The organism is Streptomyces sp. TRM68416 (assembly GCF_014596915.1).
Classification (GTDB): domain Bacteria; phylum Actinomycetota; class Actinomycetes; order Streptomycetales; family Streptomycetaceae; genus Streptomyces.
Window position 1 is genome coordinate 257140 of record NZ_JACVWU010000007.1, and the last position, 24039, is coordinate 281178.

Consider the following 24039-nt stretch of genomic DNA (forward strand, 5'->3'; position numbering starts at 1 on the left):
CGCACACCACCCCCCAGACTGACCCCATGACGGAAACGGAAACCAAGACGTACGACGTGGTCGTGCTCGGAGCCGGACCCGTGGGGGAGAACGTGGCGGACCGCACCCGTGCGGCCGGCCTGTCCACCGCGGTCGTGGAGAGCGAACTGGTCGGCGGCGAGTGCTCGTACTGGGCGTGCATGCCCAGCAAGGCCCTGCTGCGCCCGGTCATCGCCCAGGCCGACGCCCGCCGCCTGCCCGGCCTGTCCGGCGCGGTGCGGGGCCCCCTCGACACGGCCGCGGTCCTCGCCCGCCGGGACGAGTACACCTCCCACTGGAAGGACGACGGTCAGGTCGGCTGGCTGGAGGGCACCGGCGCCGACCTCTACCGCGGACACGGTCGCCTCTCCGGCGCGCGCACGGTCACCGTGACCGGCCCCGACGGCAGCGAGCACGTCCTGACCGCCCGGCACGCGGTCGCCGTCTGCACCGGCACCCGCGCCCAACTGCCCGACCTGCCCGGCCTCGCCGACGTCAAGCCCTGGACCAGCCGCGAAGCCACCAGCGCCCGGCAGGCACCCGGACGCCTGATCGTGGTCGGCGGCGGAGTCGTCGCCACCGAGATGGCCTGCGCCTGGCAGGCCCTCGGCTCCCGGGTCACCCTCCTGGTCCGCGGCAAGGGACTGCTGAACCGCATGGAGCCCTTCGCCGGCGAACTGGTCGCCGAGGGGCTCGCCGAGGCCGGCACCGACATCCGCACCGGCACCTCCGTCGCGTCCGTGACCCGCGAGAACGGCACGGTCGTCGTCGTCACCGACACCGGCGACCGCATCGAGGCCGACGAGATCCTCTTCGCCACCGGCCGCACCCCGCGCACCGACGACATCGGCCTGGACACCATCGGCATCGAACCCGGCTCCTGGCTCCAGGTCGACGACAGCCTGCGCGTCACCGGCAGCACCTGGCTCTACGCCGTCGGCGACGTCAACCACCGCGCCCTCCTCACCCACCAGGGCAAGTACCAGGCGCGCATCGCCGGCGCCGCCATCGCCGCCCGCGCCTCGGGCGTCCCGCTGCTGGAGTCGGACCCCTGGGGCGCCCACGCCGCCACCGCCGACCACGCCGCCGTCCCGCAGGTCGTCTTCACCGACCCCGAGGCCGCCGCCGTCGGCCTCTCCCTGGCGGAGGCCGAACAGGCGGGCCACCGCGTCCGCGCCGTCGACTACGACCTCGCGAACGTCTCCGGCGCCTCCCTCTACGGCGACGGCTACCGCGGCCGTGCCCGCATGGTCGTCGACCTCGAACGCGAGATCCTCCTCGGTGTCACCTTCGTCGGCCCCGGCGTCGGCGAACTCATCCACTCGGCGACGATCGCGGTCGCGGGCGAGGTGCCGATCAGCCGGCTGTGGCACGCGGTTCCGTCGTATCCGACCATCAGCGAGGTGTGGTTGCGGCTGCTGGAGACCTACCGGGACAACTGACCTTCCTACTCGGGCAGTTCGAAGCCGAGCGCGGCCGCCGCCTCCTTCGGGGTCGGCCGGGCCCAGCGCTCGGCCATCGCCTCGTTCGAGGACAGGGACCGCAGTTCTGCCCGGTCCAGGTAGAGCATGCCGTCCAGGTGGTCCGTCTCGTGCTGCACGATCCGCGCGGGCCAGCCGGAGAAGACCTCGTCCAGCGGGCGGCCGCCCTCGTCCTCGCCCGTCAGCCGGACCTCGGCGTGCCGGGCCACCACCGCCTGCCAGCCCGGCACGCTCAGGCACCCCTCGAAGAACGCGGCGCGGGCGGAACCGACCGGCGCGTACGAGGGGTTGACCAGCACCCGGAACGGCTGCGGCACACGCCCGCGGGCCAGCCGTACCTCCTCCGGAACCGGCGCCGGATCCTCGATCACCGCGATCCGCAGCGGAACACCGACCTGGGGCGCGGCGAGGCCGACGCCCGGGGCCGCGTGCATGGTGCGGCGCAGGGCCTCGACGAAACGGGTCAGCAGCGCGGGGGAGAGCTGGCCGTCGTAGCGCTCGGCGGTGCGGCGCAGGACCGGGTCACCGGCCGCCACGATCGGCAACGGGCCGTCCGTGGCGAGGAGTTGCTCGACCCGGTCGGCCAGGGGGACGGGGGCGGTCGGAGAGGACATGGGGCCAGGATGCCACGCCCACCACGCCTGTGACACAGGTCACTTCACATGCCGGGAACTCGCTGTCACGCCGGTCCGACTACTGGACCGCAACAGCACCAAAGCATTCCCAGCCCGGAGAGGCCCGCCGATGTCCACCGCTCCCTCGCCCCGACCCTCATCGGACGAGGCCCTGCCCCCGCAAGCCCCGGCGCCGGCCCGCCGCGGCTGGGCCCCGCTGCGCCCGCTGATCCTGCGGCTGCACTTCTACGCCGGAGTCCTCGTCGCGCCCTTCCTGCTCGTCGCCGCCGTGACCGGCCTCCTGTACGCCGCCGCGTTCCCGGCCGAGAAGATCGTCTACGCGCACGAACTGACCGTTCCCGTGGGCGAGGAGAAGCTGCCCGTCTCCGAGCAGGTGGCCGCGGCCCGCAAGGCCCACCCCGAGGGCACGGTCACGGCCGTACGGCCCTCGCCCGAGGACGACGCGACCACCAGGGTGCTGCTGTCCGGCGTCGAGGGCGTCGACGAGACCCACACCCTCGCCGTGTTCGTCGACCCCTACACCGGCGAGGTGCGCGGCGCGCTGGAACAGTACGGCTCGACCGGCGCGCTGCCGCTGCGCACCTGGATCGACGAGTTCCACCGCGACCTGCACCTCGGCGAGACCGGCCGCCTCTACAGCGAACTCGCCGCGAGCTGGCTGTGGGTGATAGCGGGCGGCGGCCTGGTGCTGTGGTTCTCCCGGCGCCGCGCCCAGCGGAAGGTACGCGGGACGAACGGGCGTCGCCGGACGCTGGGCCTGCACGGCACGGTGGGCGTCTGGGCCGGGGCCGGGTTCCTCTTCCTGTCGGCGACCGGACTGACCTGGTCGGCGTACGCCGGCGCCAACATCGACGACCTGCGCACCTCGCTCGGCGGCGCGACGCCGTCCCTCTCGGCGTCGGCGGGCGGGGAGCACTCCGGCCACGGCGCGTCGGCCTCCGCGGGGGAGGGCGGGGAGGGCGTCGGCCTGGACAAGGTGCTGGCGGCGGCCCGGGCCGAGGGCCTCGGCGACCCCGTCGAGATCGTGCCGCCCGCGGACCCGGAGTCCGCGTACGTGGTCAAGCAGATCCAGCGCAGCTGGCCGACGAAGCAGGACTCCGTCGCCGTCGACCCCGCCGACGGCGAGGTCGTCGATGTGCTGCGGTTCGCCGACTACCCGGTGCTCGCCAAGCTCACCCGCTGGGGCATCGACCTGCACACCGGCATCCTGTTCGGCCTGGCCAGCCAGATCGCGCTGATGCTGCTCGCGCTCTCGCTGATCCTGCTGATCGTGTGGGGCTACCGCATGTGGTGGCAGCGCGGCCGCGGCTCCACTTTCGGCCGCCCGTTGCCGCGCGGCACCTGGCAGCAGGTGCCGCCGCACATCCTCGTACCGCTCGCGGCCGTCGTCGCCGTGGTCGGCTACTTCGTCCCGCTGCTCGGCATTTCCCTGCTGGCCTTCCTCGCCGTCGACATCGTGCTCGGCGAGATCGCCCACCGGCGGGGGAAGCGCAGTTACGCGCCCACCCGGGCCGAGTAGCGAGGCGGGCTCAGGCCGACAGGGTCGCCAGCTCCCTGTTGGCCCGCTCGGTGACCAGGCTCAGCACGCGCCCCGCCGCCGCCAGGTCCTCCGCCGGGATGCCGCCCCAGATGCGGGCGGATATCTCCTTCTGCTCGGAGCCGGTCCGGGCGAACAGCTCCCGCCCCGAGTCCGTGACGCGGAGCCGGGACGCCTCGGCCGCGATCAGTCCCCCGGCGAGCAGCTCCTCGACCACGGCGTCGGCCTCCGCCGCTTCGGCCTTGAGGGAGTCGACGACGTATCCGACGACTTCGCCGCGCTCGACGGGGGTCTCGGCCGTGGCGACGGCTCTGAGGGCGATCATCTGCTGGAACGTGGTGCCGTACCGGGCCAGGACGGTCTCCAGGACGCCACGGGCGGCGTAGTGCGCCAGGCCGAGAGCGCGCGCGTCGGCGCTGGGGGCGGTGGTGGTCATGAGGGCTCCTTCTTGGTGTCGCTGTCGTCGCCGAACGGATCAAGAGGTGCGTCGAGCAGGGCAGCCAGATCTCGCCCGAACTCCCGTGTCCGGTCGCTGTCGAGACCGCCGAGCGGCTGCAGCAGCTGGTCCAGGAGCCCCTGGACGACCCCGATGGCCTGCCCGGTCGTCTCGCGGCCCCGGTCCGTGAGCGCGAGCTGCACGGCGCGCGGGTCGCGCGGGTCCCGGGTGCGTTCGAGGAGGCCGGAGGCTTCGAGGGCGCGGGCTAGCTTGGAGACGTACAGCGGTTCGAGGCCGGTGTGGTCGGCGAGGCGCCGCTGGCTGGGGCGCTCGCCGGCCCGCTGCATGCCGTACAGCGAGGCGACCAGCGCGTACTGCGCGTGGGTGAGGCCCAGCGGGGCCACGGCACGGTCGACCGCGACCCGCCACTTCGTGGACAGGCGCCACACCAGGAAGCCGGGTGAGGCCTGCTCCGTTCCCTTGCTCATGACGGATACAGTACATGGCTACTATGTACATGGCTACTATTTTCGGGTGCGGGCCCGACCTCGCCCGGAGTTGGCCTGACGGACGGGCGTCCAAGGGCTAGGTTGGGCGCCATGAGCAATCTTGATCGCGAGGCGGTGCCCGCGGTGTGCGGCGGCCGTGGCTTCGTGGTGGCGGAGCCCGTACGCGAACTCCTCAGCCCTCGCCGGGTCAAGCTCGGCGAGTCCTCCGAAGTGCGCCGCCTGCTGCCCAACCTGGGCCGGCGCATGGTGGGTGCCTGGTGCTTCGTCGATCACTACGGCCCCGACGACATCGCCGACGAGCCCGGCATGCAGGTGCCGCCGCACCCGCACATGGGCCTGCAGACGGTGAGCTGGCTGCACGAGGGCGAGGTGCTGCACCGCGACTCCACCGGCAGCCTGCAGACGATCCGCCCGCGCGAGCTGGGCCTGATGACCTCCGGCCGGGCGATCAGCCACTCCGAGGAGAGCCCCCGCTCGCACGCCCGCTTCCTGCACGGCGCCCAGCTCTGGGTCGCCCTCCCGGACGGCCACCGCCACACCGACCCGCACTTCGAGCACCACGCCGACCTGCCGACGGTCACGGCACCCGGACTGACCGCCACGCTGATCCTCGGCGACATGGACGGCGCCACCTCGCCCGGAACGACGTACACCCCCATCGTCGGCGCCGACCTGACCCTCGCCCGCGGGGCCGACGTACGCCTCCCGCTGGAACCCGACTTCGAGTACGCCGTGCTGTCCATGTCCGGCGAGTCCCATGTCGACGGCGTCCCCGTCCTCCCCGGCTCCATGCTCTACCTCGGCTGCGGCCGCACCGAACTCCCCCTGCGCGCCGACTCCGACGCAAGCCTGATGCTCCTGGGCGGCGAGCCGTTCGAGGAAGAGCTGATCATGTTCTGGAACTGGATCGGGCGCTCCCAGGAAGAGATCGTCCAGGCCCGCACGGACTGGATGGAAGGCACACGCTTCGGCGAGGTGAAGGGGTACGACGGGGCGCCACTGCCCGCACCGGAGTTGCCGCCGGTGCCGTTGAAGCCGCGGGGAAGAGTGCGCTGACCTGCTGAAACACATCAGCGTTGGCGGCCGCGAGGCGGAAGGCGGCCACGCTGCAGCGGATCTTCGCCCTGGTGCTGCCGGCGGTCGCGGCCTTCATGCTGATCGACGCAGTGCTGTGACGGCCGCGGCGGGCAGTGTCAGGCCAGGGACAGGAACAGCTTCTCCAGGCGGGCGCGCATCGCCTCCGGGTCCTCGCCGTTCTTGCGCCCGGACTCCATGTCGGTCACGCACTGCTGCAGGCCCGTCGCGATGATCGCGAAACCGGCCCGGTCCAGCGCGCGCGAGGCGGCGGCGAGCTGCGTGACGACGTCCTCGCAGTCGCGTCCCTCCTCGATCATCCGGATCACGCCGGAGATCTGACCCTGCGCCCGCCGCAGCCGGTTCAGTACGGCCTTCAGGTCCGCACCCTCAAGTTCCAGTTCCACGATCACTCCTCGAAAAATACCCCTAGGGGTACTGTACGTCCCGGTTCGGGACGGCGGCGACCATCAAGGATCACATCTGTCATGACCGGCACCCCCGCGCGCGGCTGCACGAGCTGACCGTCATCGATGTGCGCACACCCGCCGCGGGTTGGCCCGAGCCCTCAGTTCGCTTCCGCCGAGCCCGCGGCGGTCTTCTGCCGCACCTCCTCCATGTCGACGGCCCGGATCTTCCCGATGAGCTCCTCCAGTGCCTGCGGCGGCAGCGCGCCCGGCTGCGCGTACAGGACGGTCCGCTCGCGGACGGCCATCAGCGTGGGGATGGACGAGATCCGAAAGGCTCCCGCCAGTTCGGGCTGTGCCTCGGTGTCGACCTTGCCGAAGACGATGTCCGGGTGGCGCTCGGACGCCTTCTCGTACACGGGGCCGAACATCCGGCACGGTCCGCACCAGGCGGCCCAGAAGTCGATCAGCAGGATGTCGGAGCCGGTGACGGTCTCCTCGAAGTTGTCCTTGGTCAGTTCGACGGTCGGCATGGGCTTCCCTCTTCTCTCATATACCCGGTGGGGTATGTCTGTCTGCCCGGTTCAACCGACACCGGTGCGGTTTTGTTCCAGGCAGACGGGCGGCAGCGGGAACCAGCGCATGCGCTCGAAGTCGGCCGGCAATCCGGTGGGGCCGTCGTCCAGGTGGTCGGGACCGGCCGCCAGCACCGCACGGGCACGGGCGAGTTGGCCGGCCAGTGCCGCCTCGCCCAGCCGGCGGTGTCGGACGGCCGGGGCGGTGATCCGGCCGTCGGTGCCGAAGCGCACGTCGGTCAGACGCAGCGGGGGTTGGGCGGGGCCGCTGTGGTGGCGCCACTGTCCGCTGTGCGCATCGAAGCGGTACTCGGGAAGCAGCCGGTGGCCGTGCGTGGCGATCAGTTCGACGGCGTCGATGAGGTAGTCGCGGACGGTGTCGCTGATGAAGTAGTTGAAGTTCACCCGGGCCCAGCCGGGTTTGATGCCGTCGCAGCCGTGGACGACCTCGTCGAGCAGGGCATGGGAGGTGGGGGAGTCGATCGCGAGCAGGCGGTGGCCGTAGGGGCCCGCGCAGGAGCAGCCGCCGCGGGCCTGGATGCCGAACAGGTCGTTGAGCAGGGCGACGACGTAGTGGTGATGCAGGTAGGCGTGCTCGCCGTGGCGGATGCGGAACGAGACGATGGACAGGCGGCGGGCGTGGTGGTTGCCGAGGATCTCGATGCCGGGGTTGCTCTCCCAGGCCGCGAGGGCGCGGCGCCAGTGGCGCTCCTCGGCGGCCTGGATGGTGTCGGTGCCGACCGCCTGCTTGAGGGCGAGGACGAGCCCGGCCCGGACGGACTCGACGATCGCCGGGGTGCCGCCCTCCTCGCGGGCCACCGGGTCGTCGAGATAGCGGTGGCCGAGCGGATCGACGAAGGCGACCGTGCCGCCGCCGGGCGCGGTGGGCACCGGGTTGCGCACCAGTGCGCGCCGCACCACGAGCACGCCGGGGGTCTGCGGGCCGCCGACGAACTTGTGCGGGGACAGGAACAGCGCGTCTTTGTGGTCCACGGCGCCCGGAGCGCTCTCGGCCATCCTGATCGGGACGTACGGTGCCGCCGCGGCGTAGTCCCAGAAGGACAGGGCGCCGTGGGCGTGCAGCAGATGCGCGACCCGGTCGGTGTCGGTGAGGATGCCGGTGACGTTGGACGCGGCGGAGAAGCTGCCGATGAGCAGCGGGCGCCCGGCGTACCGTCGCAGTTCCGCCTCGAGCCGGGCAAGGTCGATGTGGCCGTCCGGGTCCTCGTCGATGACCACGACGTCGGCGACCGATTCACGCCAGGGCAGCTCGTTGGAGTGGTGTTCGTAGGGGCCCACGAACACCACCGGCCGCTCGGCCGGTGGTGGCCGGTCCGGGCGGCGCAGCTCCAGGATGCCGACCAGCTTGTTCACCGCGGCGGTGGCACCGGAGCCGCAGAAGATCACCAGGTCGTCCTCGGTGCCGCCGACCGCGTCGCGGATGATTCGGCGGGCGTCCTCGCGCAGCCGGGTGGTCTGCAGCCCGGTGCTGGAGCTCTCCGTGTGCGTGTTGCCGTAGCGCGGCAGCACCTGCTCGCGGACGAAGTCCTCGACGAAGTCCAGTGCGCGGCCGGACGCGGTGTAGTCGGCGTAGACGATCCGCATCGGGCCGTAGGGACCGTCCAGCACCTCGTCGTCGCCGATCAGACCGCCGCGAATGCGTTCCAGCAGCGCCGACGCGGCCGGCGGGGAGGCCGTACTCATGGCTCCAGCTCGATGTCGATCTCGGGCGGCTGGTGGAGGGTGTTGTGGACCGTGCAGTGCGAGGCCACGGCCAGCAGGCCCGCGCGGCGCTGCTCGGGCAGCTCCGGCGGAGGAATGATCACAAGGCGCAGGGAGGCGACACGCGCCGGGCGGTCGGTGGCCATGACGAACTCCGTACGGACGCGCAGGCCGGCGCGGGGCAGACCGTGCCGGTGCAGGTAACGGCCCGCGTAGAACGCCACGCAGGTGGCCAGCGACGCCGCGAACAGCTCGGTGGGGGTGGGCGCGGTGTCCGTGCCGCCCGCCTCGGCGGGCTGGTCGACGCGGAGGCGGTGCTCGCGGACATCCACCGTGTAGGCGTCCCGGTCGACGTGGACGACCTCGAGGCGGTGCACGTCCAGGGGGTGCGGGGGGTTCGTGCCGAGGGTCTGCGGGGTGCTGCCGGTCATGGCCGAGCCCTTCTCGTTGGTGTCGGCTGCTCCGGATTCCAGTCGACCGCTGGATGCGGGGGCGGGGTGAGGGGCCGACGGGGTGCGGCGGGGGCCGCTCGGCCCTCGTGCCTGGCCTCGCGGCCGTATACCCTGCTGGGTATTTTATCAGGGCGTTCACGGCGGGCACATGAGTCATGAGGCCAGTGGGCCCGGCCGAAGACATACCCGGGTGGGTACTCGGCCGGGGACCAGCGGCCCATGCCTCGCCCCCACTTCCCGCATGACAGTGGAGGCATGGGCAAACACATCGTGATCCTCGGAAGCGGCACCGCCGGCACCCTGACGGCCAACCGCCTGCAACGCACGTACGACGAGCGGGATTTCCGGATCACGGTCGTCGACCGGGACGACGACCACATCTACCAGCCCGGACTGCTGTTCGTCCCCTTCGGGCTGGCCCAGCCGCATCACCTCGTCCGCTCCCGTCCGCGGCAGCTGAACACCGCCGTCGACTACAAGCAGGCCCGCATCGAGCGGGTCGACCTGGACGCGCGGACAGTGCACCTGGCCGACGGCATCCGGCTCTCCTACGACGTCCTCGTGGTCGCCACCGGAGCCCGGCTGTTGCCGGAGGAGACCGAGGGCCTGACCGGGCCCGGCTGGGGCGAGAAGGTCTTCACCTTCTACGACCTGCCCGGCGCCGTCGGTCTGCACCATGCCCTGGAGCGCTTCGACGGCGGCCGGATCGTGATTGACGTGGCCGACCTGCCCCTCAAATGCCCGGTCGCACCACTGGAGTTCGCGTTCCTCGCCGACTGGTACTTCCAGCGACTCGGCATCCGTGACCGGGTGGAGCTGACGTACGCCACGCCGCTCGACGGCGCGTTCACCAAGCCGGTCGCCGCGAAGGCGCTGGGCGGGCTGCTGAAGGAGAAGGGCATCGAGCTGGTCACCGAGTTCACGCTCGGCGAGGTCGACGGCCCGGGCGGCCGGCTCGTGTCGTACGACGAACGGGAGGTGCCCTTCGACCTGGCGGTCGTCGTCCCACTGCACGGCGGTGCCGAGTACATCGGACGCTCCGAGGGACTGGGCGACGAGCTGGACTTCGTGCCGGTCGACCCTCACACCCTCCAACACCCCGACCACCCCGAGGTGTTCGCGATCGGTGACGCCGCGGGCCTGCCGGCCTCCAAGGCCGGGTCGGTGGCCCACTTCGAGGGCGAGGTACTGGTGCACAACATCGGCCGGTTCCTTGCCGGACAGCCGCTGGACGCCTCCTTCGACGGGCACGCCAACTGTTTCGTCGAGACGGGCTTCCACAAGGCCCTGCTCATCGACTTCAACTACGACACCGAACCGCTGCCCGGCCACTTCCCGGCCGCCGTCGGCCTGCCGCTGCTGAAGGAGTCGCACGCCAACCACCTCGGCAAGCTCGCCTTCGAGTGGCTGTACTGGCACAGCCTGCTGCCCGGCCGGGAGCTGCCCGGCATCGGCTCGGCCATGCCCGAGCACGGCAAGCACCACACCCACGCCTGAACCGAAGGAGTACCGCCATGCCCACCGCCACCTACGACGGCACCCCCGTCCCGGTCGACGAGGAAGGCTTCTTCACCGAGCCCGACCGGTGGACCGAGCCCATGGCCGAACAGATCGCCAAGGAACTCGACATCGACACCTTGACCGACCGGCACTGGATCGTCATCCACTTCATGCGCGACCAGTACGCGGCCAAGGGCACCGGTCCCACCGTGCGGGTCCTCGGCAAGACCTCCGGCGTCGGCGTCAAGGAGCTCTACCAGCTCTTCCCCAAGGGCCCGGCGAAGACCGCCGCGAAGATCGCCGGCATCCCCAAGCCCCGCGGCTGCATCTGATACGCCTGACACGAAGGAGTGCGTGCCGTCATGGCCGACACCGCAACGATCGAGAAGGTCTCGATCATCGTCTCCAAGGGATCCCTGGAAGGGATCTACCCGGCCCTGATCATGGCCAACGGCGCCCGCGCCGAGGGCATCGAGGCCGATCTGTTCTTCACCTTCTTCGGTCTGGACGCGATCACGAAGAAGCGCTGGGAGCACATCAAGCTCGCGACCGTGGGCAACCCCGGCCTGCACCTGCCGACCCTGCTGGGCGGCATGCCGGGCGTGCCCGACCTCGTCACCCGCTACATGGAACGCAAGATGGACAAGCTCGACATCCCGCCGATCCCGGAGTTCATCGAGATGATCGCCGACACCGGCGCCGGCATCTACGCGTGCAAGGCGTCCGTCGACCTCTTCGAACTCGACAAGGACGACCTCGTCGAGCAGGTCCAGGGCATCATCACCGTCGGCGAGTTCTACGAGTACGCGGCCGGCGGCCAGATCATCTACACCTGAGACGGCCGGCAGCACAGATGCCGGGCGCGGCCTGCCGGGCGGGATGCGGCGCGTGCCGGCGGTGGTCCGGGCGACCTGCGCACGTGCGGCCGGGCGAACTCGCCTGCGCCCCACGGGAACTGGGCGTCGAGCGCGTGGAACTGGCCGGTCGCCCGGACGGCGCTCTCGACAACGTCCCCGTGCCCCGGTTCGCTGGATCGTCCCCGGCGAGCAGATACGGACAGGGGCAGCGCGGGCGTCCGCGAAGCACGCGAACGCCTCCGTCGTCGCCGTCGTCAGTGTTCCGGGCGGGATGCCCGGGAACCGGCGGATGAGCCGCGCCCGGGCGTCCTCGCGGGCGCGCTGCTCCGCTGCTGGTGTCGGTGGGCCGCCCCGTCGGGCGTCGGGGCAGTGGCTGCCCGGCCGGCCGACCCAGTCGGTGAGCCAGCTGAGTGACGACGTCCCTGCGGTCGTGCTCCGCCTCGATCATGGCGATGACCGCGGCCAGTTGTCCCTGGGCCCGCCGCAGCCGAAGGAGCGCCTCGGCCCACGAGCCCGTCTTCTCGTCCATGGCTCTCACCTCCTGTCCTCATGGACGGCTGGCGAGGCGGTCCGGGCTGTTGTCGCCCGGCACGGCCGGGGCGTCGCCCGGCTGCTCCGGTGTTCGGCCGGAGCGCCCGAGCATGTACCAGCTGAGGGCGATGCCCGCCGCCGCGGCTGCGGAGGCCCAGGTCCAGGGGCTGGTGAGCAGGGTGTGGCGTAGGTCGGAGTCGGTCTGCTGGCCGAGGACGAAGATGCCCATGACGGCGACGAACCAGCCGAAGGACTTGCGCAGCGCGTCCTGCGGGATGCGTCCGGCGAGCAGGCCGCCGAGCAGGCTGCCGACGACGGCCGCCGTCGTGACGAGGGCCGCCAGGCCCCAGTCGATGTGCACGCTGGCGAGGTATCCGGCCAGGCCCGCGAAGGACTTCATGGAGATGACCAGCAGCGAGGTGCCGACCGCGACGGTCATCGGCAGCCCGCCGAGCAGGGCGAGCGCGGGAACGACGAGGAAGCCTCCGCCGGCGCCGACCAGTCCGGTCACCAGGCCCACGACGATGCCGTCCAAGAGCACGTGCAGCACGGGGAGTTCGTGGTGGACCTTCTTCGGCGCCCGCCTCCGTCCCCGGATCATGGCGACGGCCGTGGCGATCATCATGAGGGCGAACGCGAGCAGCAGGATGCTGCCGGGGATGAACTCGGCGAGCCGTCCGCCCGCGTAGGCGCCGGTCATGCCGGCCAGGCCGAACAGCAGCCCGGTACGCCAGCGGACGCGTCCGGCGCGGGCGTGGGAGACGACGCCGGCGGCGCTGGTGACCCCGACGACGAACAGGGAGGTGGCGATGGCCTGCTTGGTCTCCATGCCGGCCAGGTAGACCAGGATGGGGACGGTCAGGATGGATCCGCCGCCGCCCAGGATGCCGAGGCTGACGCCGATGAGCAGGGACGCGGCGATGATGACAGCGATCATGGGGTGCCCCGCAGGGCGGCGACGACGGTATCGAGGTCGGTGCGCGGGCCGCGGTTGTAGGGCAGCTTCGACAGCAGCATGCCCATGGCACAGGTGTTGGTGAGCGCGGCGACGGTCAGCCCGCCGCCGACGGCGGTACCGATCAGGTGCAGTCCGGGCACGAACAGGCCCGCGATGCCGGTCACCAGGACGAGGGTTCCGGCGATGAGCCGGACCTGTCGCTCCAGGTCCCAGCGTTCGGGGCCGCGGGTGAGTGGGCCGCCGGCGTTCTCCCAGGCCATGACGCCGCCGTCGAGGACGCGCAGGTTGGGCAGTCCGGCCTCGGCGAGGGCCTGTTCGGCCTGGGCGGCGCGGGCGCCGGAGCGGCAGATGAGGATGACGTCTTCGTCGAGGTGGTGGCGCAGTTCGGCGCGGTGTTCGCGCAGGGTGTCGAGGGGGACGTTGTAGGAGCCGGGGATGTGGGCGGTGCGGAACTCGCCGGGCGTGCGCACGTCCAGCAGGCGCGGGCCCTCCCCGTCCCGGGTGAGGTCGTGCAGGGCAGCGGGATCGAGTCGTGGCTTGTCGGCGTGGGTGGTCATCGCTGGGTTCCTTGATGTCGTCGAAGCGGTTGGGGGCGGGCGGCGGCCGGTTCCCGTGGCCGCCGCCCGGAGTCAGCGGCGCGGCGGATCAGACGTCGGCGGACGCGGGCAGGGCGAGCCAGGCGCCGTAGCCGCCGAGGAGGTCGGAGACGTCGGTGCGGCCCTGGTGGCGCAGCAGGCTGGCGGCGATGGAGGAGCGGTGGCCGCCCGCGCAGTGGACGACCAGGGGCCGGTCGGCCGGGATCTCGTCGGCGCGGCGGGCGAGTTCGGCCAGCGGGATGTGCAACGAGCCCTCGATGAAGCCCTCTTCGCGCTCGGCGGTGTTGCGCACGTCGAGCACCAGCGGCGGTTCCTCGCCGTCGAGCAGACGGTGCAACTCGTCGGCGGTCAGCCGGCTGGCCTGCGTCATCTCGTCGGCCAGGGCCGGGAAGGCGCCCTCGGGTTCGCGCAGATAGCCGCCGACCCTGTCGAAGCCGATCCGGGCGAGCCGGGTGACAACCTCCTCCTCCCGGTCCTGCGGGGCGATGACGACGACGTCCTGTTCGGGGGCGACGACCATGCCCGCCTGCTCGGCGAAGCGTCCGTCCGCGGGGACGTTGACCGAGCCGCGCAGGTGTCCCGGGGCGAAGTCCTGCGGGGAACGGGCGTCGACCACGACGGCTCCGGCCGCTCGCCGCTCCATGAACTCCTCCACCGACAGGGGCCGGGGCGCGGCGGCCGCGTCGAACAGGCCGTGCTCCTTGCGGTTGAGGATGGCGTCGTAGACGAAGTAGGCGGGCGCGGACGGCTGGCCCGCCGTCACCAGCTGGACGAACTTCTCCTCACTCATGGGGCGGCAGGCGTAGTTGGTGGCGCGCTGTTCGCCGATGGTGGACTGGCGCTGGGTGGAGAGGTTCTTGCCGCAGGCGGAGCCGGCGCCGTGGGCGGGGAAGACCCGGACCGCGTCCGGGAGGTCCATCAGCTTGTGCTGGATGGTGTCGTAGAGCATGTGGCCGAGTTCGTCGGCGGTGACGCCGATCGAGGCGAGCAGGTCGGGCCGGCCCACGTCGCCGATGAACAGCGCGTCGCCGGTCAGGACGCCGTAGGGGACGGCGTCGCCCGTGTGCTCGTACACCAGGACGCTGATCGACTCCGGGGTGTGCCCGGGGGTTTCGAGGATCTGCAGCTGCACGTCGCCGAGGCTGATGCGCTCGCCGTCGGTCAGTTTGCGGATGGGGTACTCGGCCTCGGCGCGCTGTCCGTAGCCGATCCAGGCGCCGGTGCGGTCGGCGAGCTCCAGGTGGCCGGCGAGGAAGTCGGCGTGGAAGTGGGTGTTGATGACGGCCTCGATGGTGAAGCCGTGCTCGGCGGCGTCGGTGAGGTACTCGGAGACGTCGCGGCGCGGGTCGACGACGACGGCCTTGCCGGTGCTCTCGTCGGCGATCATGTAGGACGCCTGGGAGAGGCAGTCGAGGTAGTACTGGGCGAAGAACATGGTCGGGTGACCTCCATGTCGGACTGGGTTGATTACCCCGGGGGGTATATAGAGGGTTCTGGTCCGCCCTTGGCGGGGGCGGGGGGAGTGGTCGGCCCGGGTCGGGGGAGGCCCGGGCCGACCGGTCAGAGGCGGCCGGTGAGCATGCCGTGCCAGTACACCGGCGGCAGGCCGTACCGCTTGAACAGCCACATCGTGCGCCGTTCCTTGAACGGGTCGAGCAGCGGGAACGTGGGCGTGGGGGTCAGGTCGTAGTCGAACTCGGCGAGCAGCATCCGGTCGCGGGCGGTCACCAGCGGGCAGGACGTGTAGCCGTCGTACCGGTGCGACGGGGAACGGCCGTTCATGACGTCGAGGAGATTCGCCGCGACCACCGGGGCCTGCTTGCGTACCGCGGCGCCGGTCTTCGACGTGGGCAGGTTCGCCACGTCACCGAGCGCGAAGACGTTCTCGTACGAAGGGTGTTGGAGGGTGTGCTTGTCGGCCGCGACGAAGCCCTGCGGGCCGGCCGGGTCGGCGAGCGGGCTCGTCTTGACCCAGTCGGGTGCGCTCTGCGGCGGCACGGCGTGCAGCAGGTCGTAGCCGAGGGTCTCCTTGGTGCCGTTCGCACGGTCGGTGACGGTGAGCTCGCGGGCGTCGCCGTCGACGGCGGTCATCTCGGAGCGCAGCCGCACCTCGATGCCGTACCGGGCGGCCACCTTCTCCAGGACCCGAGACCAGGCGGGCACCTTGAACATCGCCGGATCGGGGATGACCAGGACGATGCGGATGTCGTCGAGGACCTTCTGCTTGCGCCAGTGGTCGGCGGTCAGGTAGGCGATCTTCTGCGGGGCCCCGCCGCACTTCAGCGGGGTCGCGGGGTGCGTGAAGACGGCCGTACCCGAGCGCATCTGCCGGATCAGCTCCCAGGTGCGCGGGGCGTACTCGGGGGCATAGTTGCTGCTCACCCGGTCGTGGCCCACGGCCTCGCCGAGGCCGGGGACGCCGTCCCAGTCGAGCTGGAGACCCGGTGCCATCACCAGGTGTTCGTAGGTGAGTTCGGCTCCGCCGGAGAGGCTCACCGTGCGGGCGTCGGGGTCGACGGCGAGGGCGCGCCGCTGGATCCACCGGACGCCGTCCGGGATGACCGACCCTTGGGGGCGGCGGGTGCTGCGCAGGGGTGCCTGGCCGCCGCCGACCAGGGTCCACAGCGGCTGGTACCAGTGCGTGTCGGACGGTTCGATCAGGGTGATGTCGCTGATCCCGGCGCGGCGCAGCCGGGCGGCGACGCTGATGCCGGCGCTGCCGCCGCCGACGACGGCGACACGGTGACGGCCGGAGATCGGGGCGTCGGTGGGGGAGGGGGTGGCGGCCAAGGCGGGGCTCCTTTCCGACTGGCCGGTGTGCGGGTGTCGGACAGGGATCAGGCGGCGTGCTCGGGTGAACCGGCCGCGACCGGACGTCCGGCGCGGGCCCAGGCGCCGGTGCCGCCGACGACGGAGTAGGCGTCGATGCCGCGGGAGGTCATCCGGTCGGCGGCGGTCCGGCTGCGGTTGCCGCTGGCGCAGATCACGTACACCGGCCGGTCGGTGGGCAGTTCGCCGCAGCGGGCGGGCACGGTGCGCAGCGGCATCAGACGCGCGCCGGGGACGTGTCCGGCCGCGTATTCGTCCGCCTCCCGTACGTCGATGACGAGTGCGCCGTCGGCCCAGTCCGCCACGAACGCTTCCTGTGTCACTTCACGAGCCACTTCGTTGCCTCCTCAATTACCCCAGGGGGTATCTTGTCGCCGAGAGTACGGCGACCCGGAGACCGGCGTCAAATACCCCTGGGGGTATTTGCCCGAGAGGCAACGCGGGGCTCGGTGACGGAGCCCGGACCGAGTCGGGATCCCTGCGGCGCGGGCCTGGGCAGTCGGAGGGTCATCCGTGTCCCGCCGCCCGGTCCGCAGACCGCGGTGACCGTGCCGCCGTGGGCGGTGACCAGCTCCTTGACCACGGCCAGGCCGATGCCGCTGCCGCCTCCGGCGCGAGCGCGGGCCCCGCGCCACAGCCGGTCGAAGACGTGCGGCAGCTCGTCGGCGGGGATGCCGGGGCCGGTGTCGGCCACCTCGACGAGAGCTTCGGTGGGCGTGGCGGACGTCGTGACGGTGACGGTGTCGCCGGGACGGCAGTGGCGGGCGGTGTTGCTGAGCAGGTTGCCGAGCGCCTGGTGCAGCCGGTCGGCGTCGGCGCGCACCGGCAGGGAAGCGGGGCTGGAGACCGTGTGCACGGTCAGCCCGGCGGTGCGCAGCTCGGCCCCCCGTTCGGCCACGGCGGCCTCGGCCAGGGCGGTCAGATCCACCTCGGCCAGGTGCAGGGACAGCCGGGCGGACTCGGCCTCGGCGAGTTTCCCGAGGTCGTCGACGATGCGGCCCAGCCGCAGGGCCTGGTCGTGCAGCGAGGCCAGACGGTCCGGGGCCGGCTCGGTGTAGCCGTCGCGCAATTCCTCCAGCCCCGCCTGCAGCGAGGCCAGGGGCGTGCGCAGTTCGTGGGCGACATCTGCGGCGAGGCGGTGACGGGCCTGCTCCGCGTGGCCCACGTCGTCGGCCATGGCGTCGAAGGCGCGGGCGAGGTCGCCCAGTTCACCGGGTGCGTCGATCCGGGCCCGGGCGCTGCGGTCCCCGGCGGCCAGCGCACGCGCGGTCGCGGCGACCCGCACGACCGGAGCCGTCAGGCGCCGGGTGACGAACCAGCTCACGCCCAGCGCCAGAGCCAGCGCACCGACGGCAGCCGCGGCCACCCAGCCCCAGGCGACGGACAGACCCGCCGTCCCGGAGCCGGCCGAGAAGGCCAGGTGCACGGAGCCGACAGTGCGGCCGTCGACCACCACGAGCGCGTTCGCGCCGGGGCCCGAGCCCATGCCCTGCCCGTGGTGCCCCTGCCCCGAACCGGGCACGCCGTGCTCGTCCCGGGATTCGGCTCCGGAGGGGCCGGAGATCGTCCCGTCGTCCGCGTTGCGCACCGTGAGCACCGCCCCGGCGCCCGCGGCGAGGGAACGCGCCGCCGACAGGTCGGCCGTCGACCAGTCGCCCCCGGCCCGGTAGGCGTCGGCTGCCGCCGCGGCCACCCGATCGGCGGTGCGCTGCCGGTCGGCTTGGTGAGCGCTGCTCAGCCCGCGGTCGGTTCCGAAGAGCGCCGCGGCCGTCAGCAGTGCCACGGAGGCCAGCGCCACCACGGCGAACGCGGCGAACAGGCGCCGCCCGAGCGGTCCGAGCCGGCCGGACGGCCGAACGCCGGAGTGCGGCGAACCGGGCTCACGGGTCACGGGACCACCCCAGCCGATAGCCCACGCCCAGCACAGTCACCACGAGGTCGGCGCCGGCCTCCCCGAGCTTGTGCCGCAGATTCTTCACATGCGAGTCGATCGTCCGCTCGTACCCGGCGAACTCGTAGCCGCGCACGCGGTTGACCAGCTCATAGCGCGAGAACACCCGACCGGGCACCGAAGCCAGCGCGGTCAGCAGACCCCACTCGGTGGGCGTCAGCTCCAGGGAACAGCCATCCAGTACCGCCTCGTGCCGGGCCTCGTCGATCCGCAGCCGTCCGTCGCCGTACGACGGAACCGGAGTCGCCCCGGTCGCCGTGCCCCCGACCCGCTGCAGCACCGCACCCACTCGCAGCACCACCTCGGTGGGACTGAACGGCTTGGTCACATAGTCGTCGGCGCCCAGCCGCAGCCCGTGGATACGGTCCTCGACGGTCGTACGCGCGGTCAGCACGACCACCGGCACCCGGCCGCGCTCGCGGGCCTCGCGCAGCACCTCGTCACCGTCCACGTCCGGCAGCCCGAGATCCAGCAACGTCAGGTCGATCCCCGGCTCACCGAGCAGCCGTACCGCCTCCGCACCCGAGCCGGTCGTCAGCACTCCGTACCCCGCGCGCTCCAGGTAGCGGCGCAGCAGGTCACGGATCTCCTTCTCGTCCTCGACTACGAGCACGGTGGCGGCCATGTCCCACATCTACGCGTCACACGCCCGCCCCTGCGAGGGGCCGAACAGCCCCAACCCGCCCGGCGGTCGTCTCCATCCCGTCTCCACACACAGCGCACGACGACTGCAGGACCGGGCGCGACGGTGACGGTGCGGGAACGGAAGAGGCTCCCGCGGAGACGAGGAGGTTCGCCATGAAGCGCAATGTCAGGATCGCGACGGCTGTCACCGCGGGCGTGCTCGCCATCGGCGGCCTGCTGGCCGGCGGCGCGGTGGCGGCGGGCACGGACGAGACCCCGGCGCCGGGCACCACCATGCAGCAGCAGATGATGACGGGACGTCAGCACTACGCCGGACGGCACGGTGAGGGCATGCACGATTCCCGCCGCGACGGGAGCTGCACCGGCTACACCGCCCTCGCCGCGCAGGGCACCCTGACCGCGGCCCAGAAGACCACGCTGGCGGGCATGGCCGAGGAGGAGAAGCTCGCGCACGACCTCTACACCGCGTTCGCCGCACGCTACGACGTACGTGTCTTCGAACGGATCGCCGCGGCAGAGACCAGCCAGCTGAGCGCCGTGCGCACCCTGCTGGACCGCTACGACGTCACCGACCCGACCGCCGGCAAGCCGACCGGTGAGTTCACCGACCCGACCGTCCAGGCCACCTACGACCGGCTGTTGAAGCAGGGAGAGGACAGCCTGTCCGGCGCTCTGAAGGCCGGGCGCACGGTCGAGACCGAGGACATCGCCGCACTGACCGAGGCGCTGTCCGGGCTCACCGCCCCGGACACCCGCCAGGTGTACACCAACCTGCTCGCCGCCTCCGAGCGGCATCAGGCGGCGTTCGAGCACTGGATCGCCGCGGAATAGGGGAGTGAAGTCGGGTCCGCATGTGACGCCGTGGCAGGGCGCTCGGAACCACTTCCGTCTCCGCCGTGGCAGCCGCACCCGGGAAGCCCTTATTCGCCCGCGGTAGGGGTTGTGGCTCAGGTTGCGAGCTGACACGTTCGAAGCCCCCGGCCGGCCCGGGGAGCGGGGAGCGGGCGACCGGAGAGGAGGGGCAAGTGACCGATGGCGGTGGGTCGTTCCGGCAGGGCGAGCTCATGGATCACGGTGCGGGCGCATCCGCGGCGGCCGACGGGTCGGAGGAGTGCATGCCGTGGGACATCGGCGAGCCTCAGCCGGCCGTCGTGCAGTGGCAGCGCGAGGGCACCATACGGGGCGCGGTTCTCGATGCGGGCTGCGGCCTGGGGGAGAACGCCGCCTTCCTGTCCGCCCACGGGCACCGGGTCACCGGGCTCGATTCCTCCCCCCACGCGATCGAGCGGGCGCGAGAACTGGCGCGTCGGCGTGGGCTCCGCGTCGACCTGGCCGTCGCCGACGCCGTCCGACTGAGCGGGTACGAAGGGCGTTTCGACACCGTGGTCGACTGCGCCCTGTTCCACTGCCTGGACGAGGAGGAACGCCCCCGCTACCTCCGGGCGCTGAACCGTGCCACCGCCCCCGGCGCACAGTTGCATCTCGTCTGCTTCTCGGACGCACTGCCGCCGGGCAACCCGGAGCTCTTCCGGATCTCCGCGCGCTATGTTCGTGAGGCCCTGGAGGTGGCGGGCTGGCAGACTCTCGAAGTGCGCCGGGGCACTCTGCTCGGGCGTGTCCCGTCCGCGGCACTGCGGAAGATCTTCGTGAGCCGCTTCAGCATCGACGGCACGACGGACGCGGACAACAGGGTGCACAGCGCCGCCTGGTGGGTGCGAGCCCGCCGGATCTGACTGCGCTCAGCGGGAGTTGTCACCGCCGGCGGCACCACAGCCCCCGTCCTGGCTCAGGGCCGGTGCCGCGTCCAGGACCCAGCGCCCCTCGCTGCGGATCGCCGACCAAGTGCTGCACACGACGCCCCCACCGTCCACGTTCGCGACGACCGTGATCGCGGGATCCTTCTCGCGCCGCAGCACCGTTGTACGGATCCCCTGCGGACGGGTCCGGTCGAGGCGCTCCACATAGTTGGCGGCGTAATCGTCTCCCGAACTGTCGGAGTCGACGAGGCGGCCGAATGCTCCCGCGTCACCGTCCTTCAGGGCTCGCTCCACGGCCGAGCTCAGTTCGTTCAATGTGGGCTCACCGTCGGGCTCTTCATTCAGGATCGACACGATGACGGTCGCCATCCACCCGACGAGGAAAATCACACCGATCAGGGGAATCAGGGTGGCCGGCCTCTTCAAGCGCCGTTTTTCAGCCATGATGCGTCAACTCTCATAGCAGGATACGAATACGCGCTGTGAAGGTATCATCCGCACACCCAGGCCCGCCCTTTCGGGGTGAGGACGTGAAGCGACCCCCCTCTGCCGGGCAGAAGGGGGTGACGGAGGTGGGTGCGGCTGCCGGTCAACTGCCCCGGAGCTTGTCGATGACGGGGGCGAACGCCTCGATGTAGGGCTGGTGCACGGTGATGTAGGAGAATCCGTATCTCTCCCGGTTGGTGACGAGCTGTTCGGCGATCTCGTCGACGGTCCCGATCAGCAGATAGGGCGTCTCCAAGGCATCCTCCACGCTGATGCCCATGCCGAGCTGCTTGAGGAGCTTCTCAGCCGCTGCCCGCCGGTCGTCGGTCACCTCGACGGCGTGCGCCAGCATGTGCCACTCCAGGTCGGCGGACCGGGCGCCCGCGTGCTCCCGTACGAAGCGCACCCGGTCGGCCGCCTCGGCGGCGGAGCCGAGACGGCACATACCGGCGGGCTTGCCGTGCATCTGGTGGACACCGGAGATGCTGACGATGTCGGCGTGCTCCGCGGCGATCCGCAACACGCGGTCGCCGACGCCCCCGATGAGCAGCGGCGGGCCCGTGCGGTGGAACCCGCGCTGCTGTACGGCCCGTGACTCGCCCCGCGCTTCCGGCGGCGCGCCGACCTCCGTAGTGAAGTGCCGCTCCAGTTCGCTGACCGTGCTCGCGAGCCGATCGGCACGAGTGGCGATGGGCTCCCAGGGAATGCCCGCCTCGTCGAACTGCCAGCGCATGTGGCTGGCGCCGAGGCCGACTTCGAGGCGGCCGTCCGTGAGCAGGTCGGTACTGAGGATCTCCCTGGCCAGCAGCGCCGGGTTCCAGAACGAAGTGTTCAGGACCAGCGTGCCGACACGCAGCCTGTCCGTGGCGTCCGCTGCCGCAACGAGGGCGGGAAACGGTGCCAGCATGCCGAGGTGATCGGCAGTCAGAACGACGTCATAGCCGTACTCCTCACTCCTCCGGCACATTTTGGCGAAGTCTTCTTTGGACTCCGCCTGGCAGATGTTGAAGGAAAACCGGAATCCGCGCATGGCGACGAGAATGACAGTCTCGTTCCATGTTGGCTACCCCAGTCGACCCCTCCGAGTAGGGGTACCCCTCAATTTCGAATAGGGGTCGAGAATTCGGCCCGTCGAGTAGGGGTTACATCACGGGAGTGAGATCCCTACTGTCGATAGCCGCTCTACGTCAACCGACTTGGAGGCTCATTTCATGACCACTCAAACCCTCGACATCCCTCTGGACGAATTCGACCTGGATATTCGGGTCGACGCTCCGGAGGCCGGAGCGGAGGACACCGACCCGATGGCCTGGTGGTGCACGCACCGCTACAGCTGCCGGTGGACGAAGTGCTGCTCCGGCGAGGTCGCGCAGAACGTCAACATGCCCACGGAGTACTGGAACTAGCAGCGCCACCGGGGGTGACCTTTCACTCCCGCCGAGGTGACTCCCTCTGACGGAGGCCAGTGGCTGGGACGTGTTGCGGTGAGCACCAACAAGTGGCCCGTCCCAGCTCTGGCGAAGATCCCTTGCAGTCACGTCGGCGCAGCCCCTCCGGGCCGCCCGGGTAAGGACGCTCCATGGCATCGACGTCCCGCGCACATCCGTCCGCGGTCGACCAGGCCGCCACGAACACTGACGGCCCCACGAACACTGACGGCCCCACGAACACCAGGACCCCTGAGTACGACCGCGCCGCACAGGCCCACCCGCCCGCACGCGCATGGCAGCCCACGCTGTCCGGTTCTCTGCGGGAGCGCGCGCTCGACCGCGTGCGGTCCGTGGGCCAACGCCTGGGCGACCTGGAGCTGGTGGGCGCCACCACGGCGGATGCCGCCCGGCGCTCATCTCGGTTCGAATTCGTCGGCCCGACTCTGGCCTGTGGCTTTCCCAGCCTGGCCATGGCATTCGTGTACCTCGCACGCGCCCTGCCCGGGGAAGGCTGGGAGCGGCAGATGCACATCTGTCTGAGCCTTTCCGCACGCTCGACCGCGCAGACTCCCCTGCTGACCCCGAGCCTGTACGGGGGTACCGGCGGCCTCGCGCTGGTCCTCGCCCAGGCCGCCGAGAGCGAGCCGCGGTACGCGACCGCAGCGGGAAAGGTGCACTCCGCCCTCCTCCGCCAGATCACCGAAGGCCCGTGGCACCAGGACACCGGCGCTTCTGGCGAGTACACACAAGATCACCTCTACGACGTGGTCACCGGAGCCTCCGGCGCTCTCTGCGCGCTCCTGGGCACCGGTACCCAGGAGCCGGCCGAGCGGGAGTCGGCGGGAATTCTGGTCCGCCATCTGATCCGGCTGGCCGAGGGAGGCGGTTCTCGACGTCTGCTTTCCTCGGCCGAATCGCCCGATCCGGCGCTCCTGGAAGAATGCCCGGAGGGCTACTTCGACCTGGGACTTGCGCACGGCGGCGCCGGCCCGCTCGCCGCCCTCGCGCTGGCCTGGCGGGCGGGCCATCGACACCCGGGGCAACTCGGGGCGATCCGAACACTGGCCGACTGGCTGGCGGACCATCGCGTCGAGGATCCATGGGGTGTCAACTGGCCCAACCACGTGGGCCGTCACGCCCCTCCCGCGCAGGGTGCCGCGGTCACCCGGCCGCCGTCGCGCGCAGGATGGTGCTACGGAGCGCCCGGCATCGCCATGGCGCTGTGGCACGCGGGACACGCCCTGGAAGCCCCCGAGCTCAGACGCCTCGCGATCGAGGCCGTGGAGAGCGTGCTGCGCCGCCCGTTGCCCGAGCGGCACATCCCCTCACCGACCCTGTGCCATGGTGCGGCAGGTCTTCTCATGGTGTGTCTGCGCATGCTGCCGGACGCCCCCGGCTCCGCGATCGAGGCCGGGATTCCCGTCCTGGCCGAACAAATCCTGGACCGCTTCATGCCCACGGCGCCCCTGGGCTACCGCGACGAGGAACAGCCCGGTGTGTTCGTCGACGACCCCGGACTCCTGACCGGCGCGGCCGGAGTGGTCCTCGCCCTCCTGGCCGCGGCCACGTCCGTCACGCCGGAGTGGGACCGGGCCCTGCTGATGTCTTGACCGCAGACATGGCGAAGGTGACTCACGCAGTCCGAAAGGCAGG

Annotated in this window: 26 protein-coding genes and 1 pseudogene; 10 read left to right on the forward strand and 17 right to left on the reverse strand. The window is 71.5% G+C overall.

Annotated elements, in window-relative coordinates:
- Positions 1 to 26: 26 nt before the first annotated feature.
- Positions 27 to 1460: a dihydrolipoyl dehydrogenase family protein gene (locus ICC28_RS14450; RefSeq protein ID WP_188288934.1), complete on the forward strand. Its 1434-nt coding sequence runs from the start codon at positions 27 to 29 to the stop codon at positions 1458 to 1460.
- A gap of 5 nt (positions 1461 to 1465) precedes the next feature.
- On the opposite strand, the gene ICC28_RS14455 is transcribed toward ICC28_RS14450, so the two are convergent.
- On the reverse strand, positions 1466 to 2113 hold the full coding sequence (locus ICC28_RS14455) for a peptide deformylase (protein ID WP_188288935.1): 648 nt from the start codon (positions 2111 to 2113) through the stop codon (positions 1466 to 1468).
- Positions 2114 to 2243: 130 nt separating this feature from the next.
- Between ICC28_RS14455 and ICC28_RS14460 the strand changes: the two genes are divergently transcribed.
- A complete protein-coding gene (locus ICC28_RS14460) occupies positions 2244 to 3653 on the forward strand; it encodes a PepSY-associated TM helix domain-containing protein (RefSeq protein WP_188288936.1) in 1410 nt (469 codons plus the stop codon).
- Positions 3654 to 3663: 10 nt separating this feature from the next.
- Here the strand turns inward: ICC28_RS14460 and ICC28_RS14465 are convergent, their stop codons facing one another.
- Entirely contained in the window at positions 3664 to 4107 is a 444-nt protein-coding gene (locus tag ICC28_RS14465; protein WP_188288937.1) for a MarR family transcriptional regulator, read from the reverse strand.
- Entirely contained in the window at positions 4104 to 4595 is a 492-nt protein-coding gene (locus ICC28_RS14470) for a MarR family winged helix-turn-helix transcriptional regulator (protein ID WP_188288938.1), read from the reverse strand. The genes ICC28_RS14465 and ICC28_RS14470 overlap by 4 nt, the downstream gene beginning before the upstream one ends.
- Before the next feature lie 111 nt (positions 4596 to 4706).
- On the opposite strand from ICC28_RS14470, the gene ICC28_RS14475 reads away from it, so the two are divergent.
- A complete protein-coding gene (locus tag ICC28_RS14475) occupies positions 4707 to 5672 on the forward strand; it encodes a pirin family protein (RefSeq protein WP_188288939.1) in 966 nt (321 codons plus the stop codon).
- 137 nt (positions 5673 to 5809) lie between these two features.
- On the opposite strand, the gene ICC28_RS14480 is transcribed toward ICC28_RS14475, so the two are convergent.
- The 4 genes from ICC28_RS14480 to ICC28_RS14495 form a co-directional block, all read right to left on the reverse strand.
- Complete coding sequence (locus ICC28_RS14480; RefSeq protein ID WP_047017838.1) at positions 5810 to 6097, reverse strand: metal-sensitive transcriptional regulator; 288 nt, start codon at positions 6095 to 6097, stop codon at positions 5810 to 5812.
- Between the two features lie 161 nt (positions 6098 to 6258).
- Positions 6259 to 6630 (reverse strand): thioredoxin family protein, encoded by a 372-nt coding sequence (locus ICC28_RS14485; RefSeq protein ID WP_188288940.1) that lies wholly within the window; start codon positions 6628 to 6630, stop codon positions 6259 to 6261.
- A 51-nt stretch (positions 6631 to 6681) separates the two neighbouring features.
- Positions 6682 to 8376: an aminotransferase class V-fold PLP-dependent enzyme gene (locus tag ICC28_RS14490; RefSeq protein WP_188288941.1), complete on the reverse strand. Its 1695-nt coding sequence runs from the start codon at positions 8374 to 8376 to the stop codon at positions 6682 to 6684.
- The gene (locus tag ICC28_RS14495) at positions 8373 to 8825 is read right to left on the reverse strand and encodes an OsmC family protein (RefSeq protein ID WP_188288942.1); all 453 of its coding nucleotides are present in this window, start codon (positions 8823 to 8825) and stop codon (positions 8373 to 8375) included. Before ICC28_RS14495 ends, ICC28_RS14490 begins: the two co-directional genes overlap by 4 nt.
- Before the next feature lie 276 nt (positions 8826 to 9101).
- Between ICC28_RS14495 and ICC28_RS14500 the strand changes: the two genes are divergently transcribed.
- From ICC28_RS14500 to ICC28_RS14510, 3 genes are read left to right on the forward strand one after another with little or no spacing between them, the layout of a single operon-like run.
- Entirely contained in the window at positions 9102 to 10343 is a 1242-nt protein-coding gene (locus ICC28_RS14500) for an NAD(P)/FAD-dependent oxidoreductase (protein WP_188288943.1), read from the forward strand.
- Positions 10344 to 10360: 17 nt separating this feature from the next.
- Positions 10361 to 10678 (forward strand): TusE/DsrC/DsvC family sulfur relay protein, encoded by a 318-nt coding sequence (locus ICC28_RS14505; RefSeq protein ID WP_188288944.1) that lies wholly within the window; start codon positions 10361 to 10363, stop codon positions 10676 to 10678.
- 30 nt (positions 10679 to 10708) lie between these two features.
- Complete coding sequence (locus ICC28_RS14510; RefSeq protein WP_188288945.1) at positions 10709 to 11182, forward strand: DsrE/DsrF/DrsH-like family protein; 474 nt, start codon at positions 10709 to 10711, stop codon at positions 11180 to 11182.
- A 421-nt stretch (positions 11183 to 11603) separates the two neighbouring features.
- Here ICC28_RS14510 and ICC28_RS14515 read toward each other — a convergent pair.
- The 8 genes and pseudogenes from ICC28_RS14515 to ICC28_RS14550 all read right to left on the reverse strand — a co-directional run.
- Positions 11604 to 11732: pseudogene (locus ICC28_RS14515) on the reverse strand (metal-sensing transcriptional repressor); the annotation flags it as partial.
- Between the two features lie 18 nt (positions 11733 to 11750).
- Positions 11751 to 12671 (reverse strand): sulfite exporter TauE/SafE family protein, encoded by a 921-nt coding sequence (locus ICC28_RS14520; protein ID WP_188288946.1) that lies wholly within the window; start codon positions 12669 to 12671, stop codon positions 11751 to 11753.
- Positions 12668 to 13249 (reverse strand): rhodanese-like domain-containing protein, encoded by a 582-nt coding sequence (locus tag ICC28_RS14525; RefSeq protein WP_188288947.1) that lies wholly within the window; start codon positions 13247 to 13249, stop codon positions 12668 to 12670. The genes ICC28_RS14520 and ICC28_RS14525 overlap by 4 nt, the downstream gene beginning before the upstream one ends.
- Before the next feature lie 88 nt (positions 13250 to 13337).
- On the reverse strand, positions 13338 to 14723 hold the full coding sequence (locus ICC28_RS14530) for an MBL fold metallo-hydrolase (protein WP_188288948.1): 1386 nt from the start codon (positions 14721 to 14723) through the stop codon (positions 13338 to 13340).
- Between the two features lie 125 nt (positions 14724 to 14848).
- A complete protein-coding gene (locus ICC28_RS14535) occupies positions 14849 to 16078 on the reverse strand; it encodes an FAD/NAD(P)-binding oxidoreductase (RefSeq protein ID WP_188288949.1) in 1230 nt (409 codons plus the stop codon).
- Positions 16079 to 16125: 47 nt separating this feature from the next.
- Positions 16126 to 16452: a rhodanese-like domain-containing protein gene (locus ICC28_RS14540; RefSeq protein WP_188288950.1), complete on the reverse strand. Its 327-nt coding sequence runs from the start codon at positions 16450 to 16452 to the stop codon at positions 16126 to 16128.
- A 68-nt stretch (positions 16453 to 16520) separates the two neighbouring features.
- Positions 16521 to 18008 (reverse strand): ATP-binding protein, encoded by a 1488-nt coding sequence (locus tag ICC28_RS14545; RefSeq protein WP_188288951.1) that lies wholly within the window; start codon positions 18006 to 18008, stop codon positions 16521 to 16523.
- Positions 17998 to 18693, reverse strand: a complete 696-nt coding sequence (locus ICC28_RS14550) for a response regulator transcription factor (RefSeq protein ID WP_188288952.1) — start codon at positions 18691 to 18693, stop codon at positions 17998 to 18000. The genes ICC28_RS14545 and ICC28_RS14550 overlap by 11 nt, the downstream gene beginning before the upstream one ends.
- A gap of 173 nt (positions 18694 to 18866) precedes the next feature.
- Between ICC28_RS14550 and ICC28_RS14555 the strand changes: the two genes are divergently transcribed.
- Together ICC28_RS14555 and ICC28_RS14560 are read left to right on the forward strand one after the other, a co-directional pair.
- Positions 18867 to 19544, forward strand: coding sequence for a ferritin-like domain-containing protein (locus ICC28_RS14555; RefSeq protein ID WP_188288953.1), 678 nt, complete (start codon positions 18867 to 18869; stop codon positions 19542 to 19544).
- A gap of 194 nt (positions 19545 to 19738) precedes the next feature.
- Positions 19739 to 20446 carry a class I SAM-dependent methyltransferase gene (locus tag ICC28_RS14560; protein ID WP_282703829.1) on the forward strand — a complete coding sequence of 236 codons (708 nt, stop codon included), beginning with the start codon at positions 19739 to 19741 and terminating at the stop codon, positions 20444 to 20446.
- 6 nt (positions 20447 to 20452) lie between these two features.
- Here ICC28_RS14560 and ICC28_RS14565 read toward each other — a convergent pair whose 3' ends face one another.
- Positions 20453 to 20914, reverse strand: a complete 462-nt coding sequence (locus tag ICC28_RS14565) for a hypothetical protein (protein WP_188288954.1) — start codon at positions 20912 to 20914, stop codon at positions 20453 to 20455.
- 145 nt (positions 20915 to 21059) lie between these two features.
- Positions 21060 to 21986 (reverse strand): LLM class F420-dependent oxidoreductase, encoded by a 927-nt coding sequence (locus ICC28_RS14570; protein WP_188288955.1) that lies wholly within the window; start codon positions 21984 to 21986, stop codon positions 21060 to 21062.
- Positions 21987 to 22167: 181 nt separating this feature from the next.
- On the opposite strand from ICC28_RS14570, the gene ICC28_RS14575 reads away from it, so the two are divergent.
- Positions 22168 to 22362, forward strand: coding sequence for an FDLD family class I lanthipeptide (locus ICC28_RS14575; RefSeq protein WP_188288956.1), 195 nt, complete (start codon positions 22168 to 22170; stop codon positions 22360 to 22362).
- A gap of 173 nt (positions 22363 to 22535) precedes the next feature.
- Entirely contained in the window at positions 22536 to 23996 is a 1461-nt protein-coding gene (locus ICC28_RS14580; protein WP_188288957.1) for a lanthionine synthetase C family protein, read from the forward strand.
- Positions 23997 to 24039: the final 43 nt, after the last annotated feature.

Coding starts and splice junctions, on each gene's coding strand:
- ICC28_RS14485 (WP_188288940.1), bottom strand. CDS start 6,630: ATGCCGACCGTCGAACTGACCAAGGACAACTTCGAGGAGACCGTCACC.
- ICC28_RS14525 (WP_188288947.1), bottom strand. CDS start 13,249: ATGACCACCCACGCCGACAAGCCACGACTCGATCCCGCTGCCCTGCAC.
- ICC28_RS14450 (WP_188288934.1), top strand. CDS start 27: ATGACGGAAACGGAAACCAAGACGTACGACGTGGTCGTGCTCGGAGCC.
- ICC28_RS14490 (WP_188288941.1), bottom strand. CDS start 8,376: ATGAGTACGGCCTCCCCGCCGGCCGCGTCGGCGCTGCTGGAACGCATT.
- ICC28_RS14455 (WP_188288935.1), bottom strand. CDS start 2,113: ATGTCCTCTCCGACCGCCCCCGTCCCCCTGGCCGACCGGGTCGAGCAA.
- ICC28_RS14495 (WP_188288942.1), bottom strand. CDS start 8,825: ATGACCGGCAGCACCCCGCAGACCCTCGGCACGAACCCCCCGCACCCC.
- ICC28_RS14470 (WP_188288938.1), bottom strand. CDS start 4,595: ATGAGCAAGGGAACGGAGCAGGCCTCACCCGGCTTCCTGGTGTGGCGC.
- ICC28_RS14460 (WP_188288936.1), top strand. CDS start 2,244: ATGTCCACCGCTCCCTCGCCCCGACCCTCATCGGACGAGGCCCTGCCC.
- ICC28_RS14475 (WP_188288939.1), top strand. CDS start 4,707: ATGAGCAATCTTGATCGCGAGGCGGTGCCCGCGGTGTGCGGCGGCCGT.
- ICC28_RS14520 (WP_188288946.1), bottom strand. CDS start 12,671: ATGATCGCTGTCATCATCGCCGCGTCCCTGCTCATCGGCGTCAGCCTC.
- ICC28_RS14530 (WP_188288948.1), bottom strand. CDS start 14,723: ATGTTCTTCGCCCAGTACTACCTCGACTGCCTCTCCCAGGCGTCCTAC.
- ICC28_RS14570 (WP_188288955.1), bottom strand. CDS start 21,986: ATGCGCGGATTCCGGTTTTCCTTCAACATCTGCCAGGCGGAGTCCAAA.
- ICC28_RS14510 (WP_188288945.1), top strand. CDS start 10,709: ATGGCCGACACCGCAACGATCGAGAAGGTCTCGATCATCGTCTCCAAG.
- ICC28_RS14575 (WP_188288956.1), top strand. CDS start 22,168: ATGACCACTCAAACCCTCGACATCCCTCTGGACGAATTCGACCTGGAT.
- ICC28_RS14505 (WP_188288944.1), top strand. CDS start 10,361: ATGCCCACCGCCACCTACGACGGCACCCCCGTCCCGGTCGACGAGGAA.
- ICC28_RS14465 (WP_188288937.1), bottom strand. CDS start 4,107: ATGACCACCACCGCCCCCAGCGCCGACGCGCGCGCTCTCGGCCTGGCG.
- ICC28_RS14580 (WP_188288957.1), top strand. CDS start 22,536: ATGGCATCGACGTCCCGCGCACATCCGTCCGCGGTCGACCAGGCCGCC.
- ICC28_RS14555 (WP_188288953.1), top strand. CDS start 18,867: ATGAAGCGCAATGTCAGGATCGCGACGGCTGTCACCGCGGGCGTGCTC.
- ICC28_RS14565 (WP_188288954.1), bottom strand. CDS start 20,914: ATGGCTGAAAAACGGCGCTTGAAGAGGCCGGCCACCCTGATTCCCCTG.
- ICC28_RS14500 (WP_188288943.1), top strand. CDS start 9,102: ATGGGCAAACACATCGTGATCCTCGGAAGCGGCACCGCCGGCACCCTG.
- ICC28_RS14550 (WP_188288952.1), bottom strand. CDS start 18,693: ATGGCCGCCACCGTGCTCGTAGTCGAGGACGAGAAGGAGATCCGTGAC.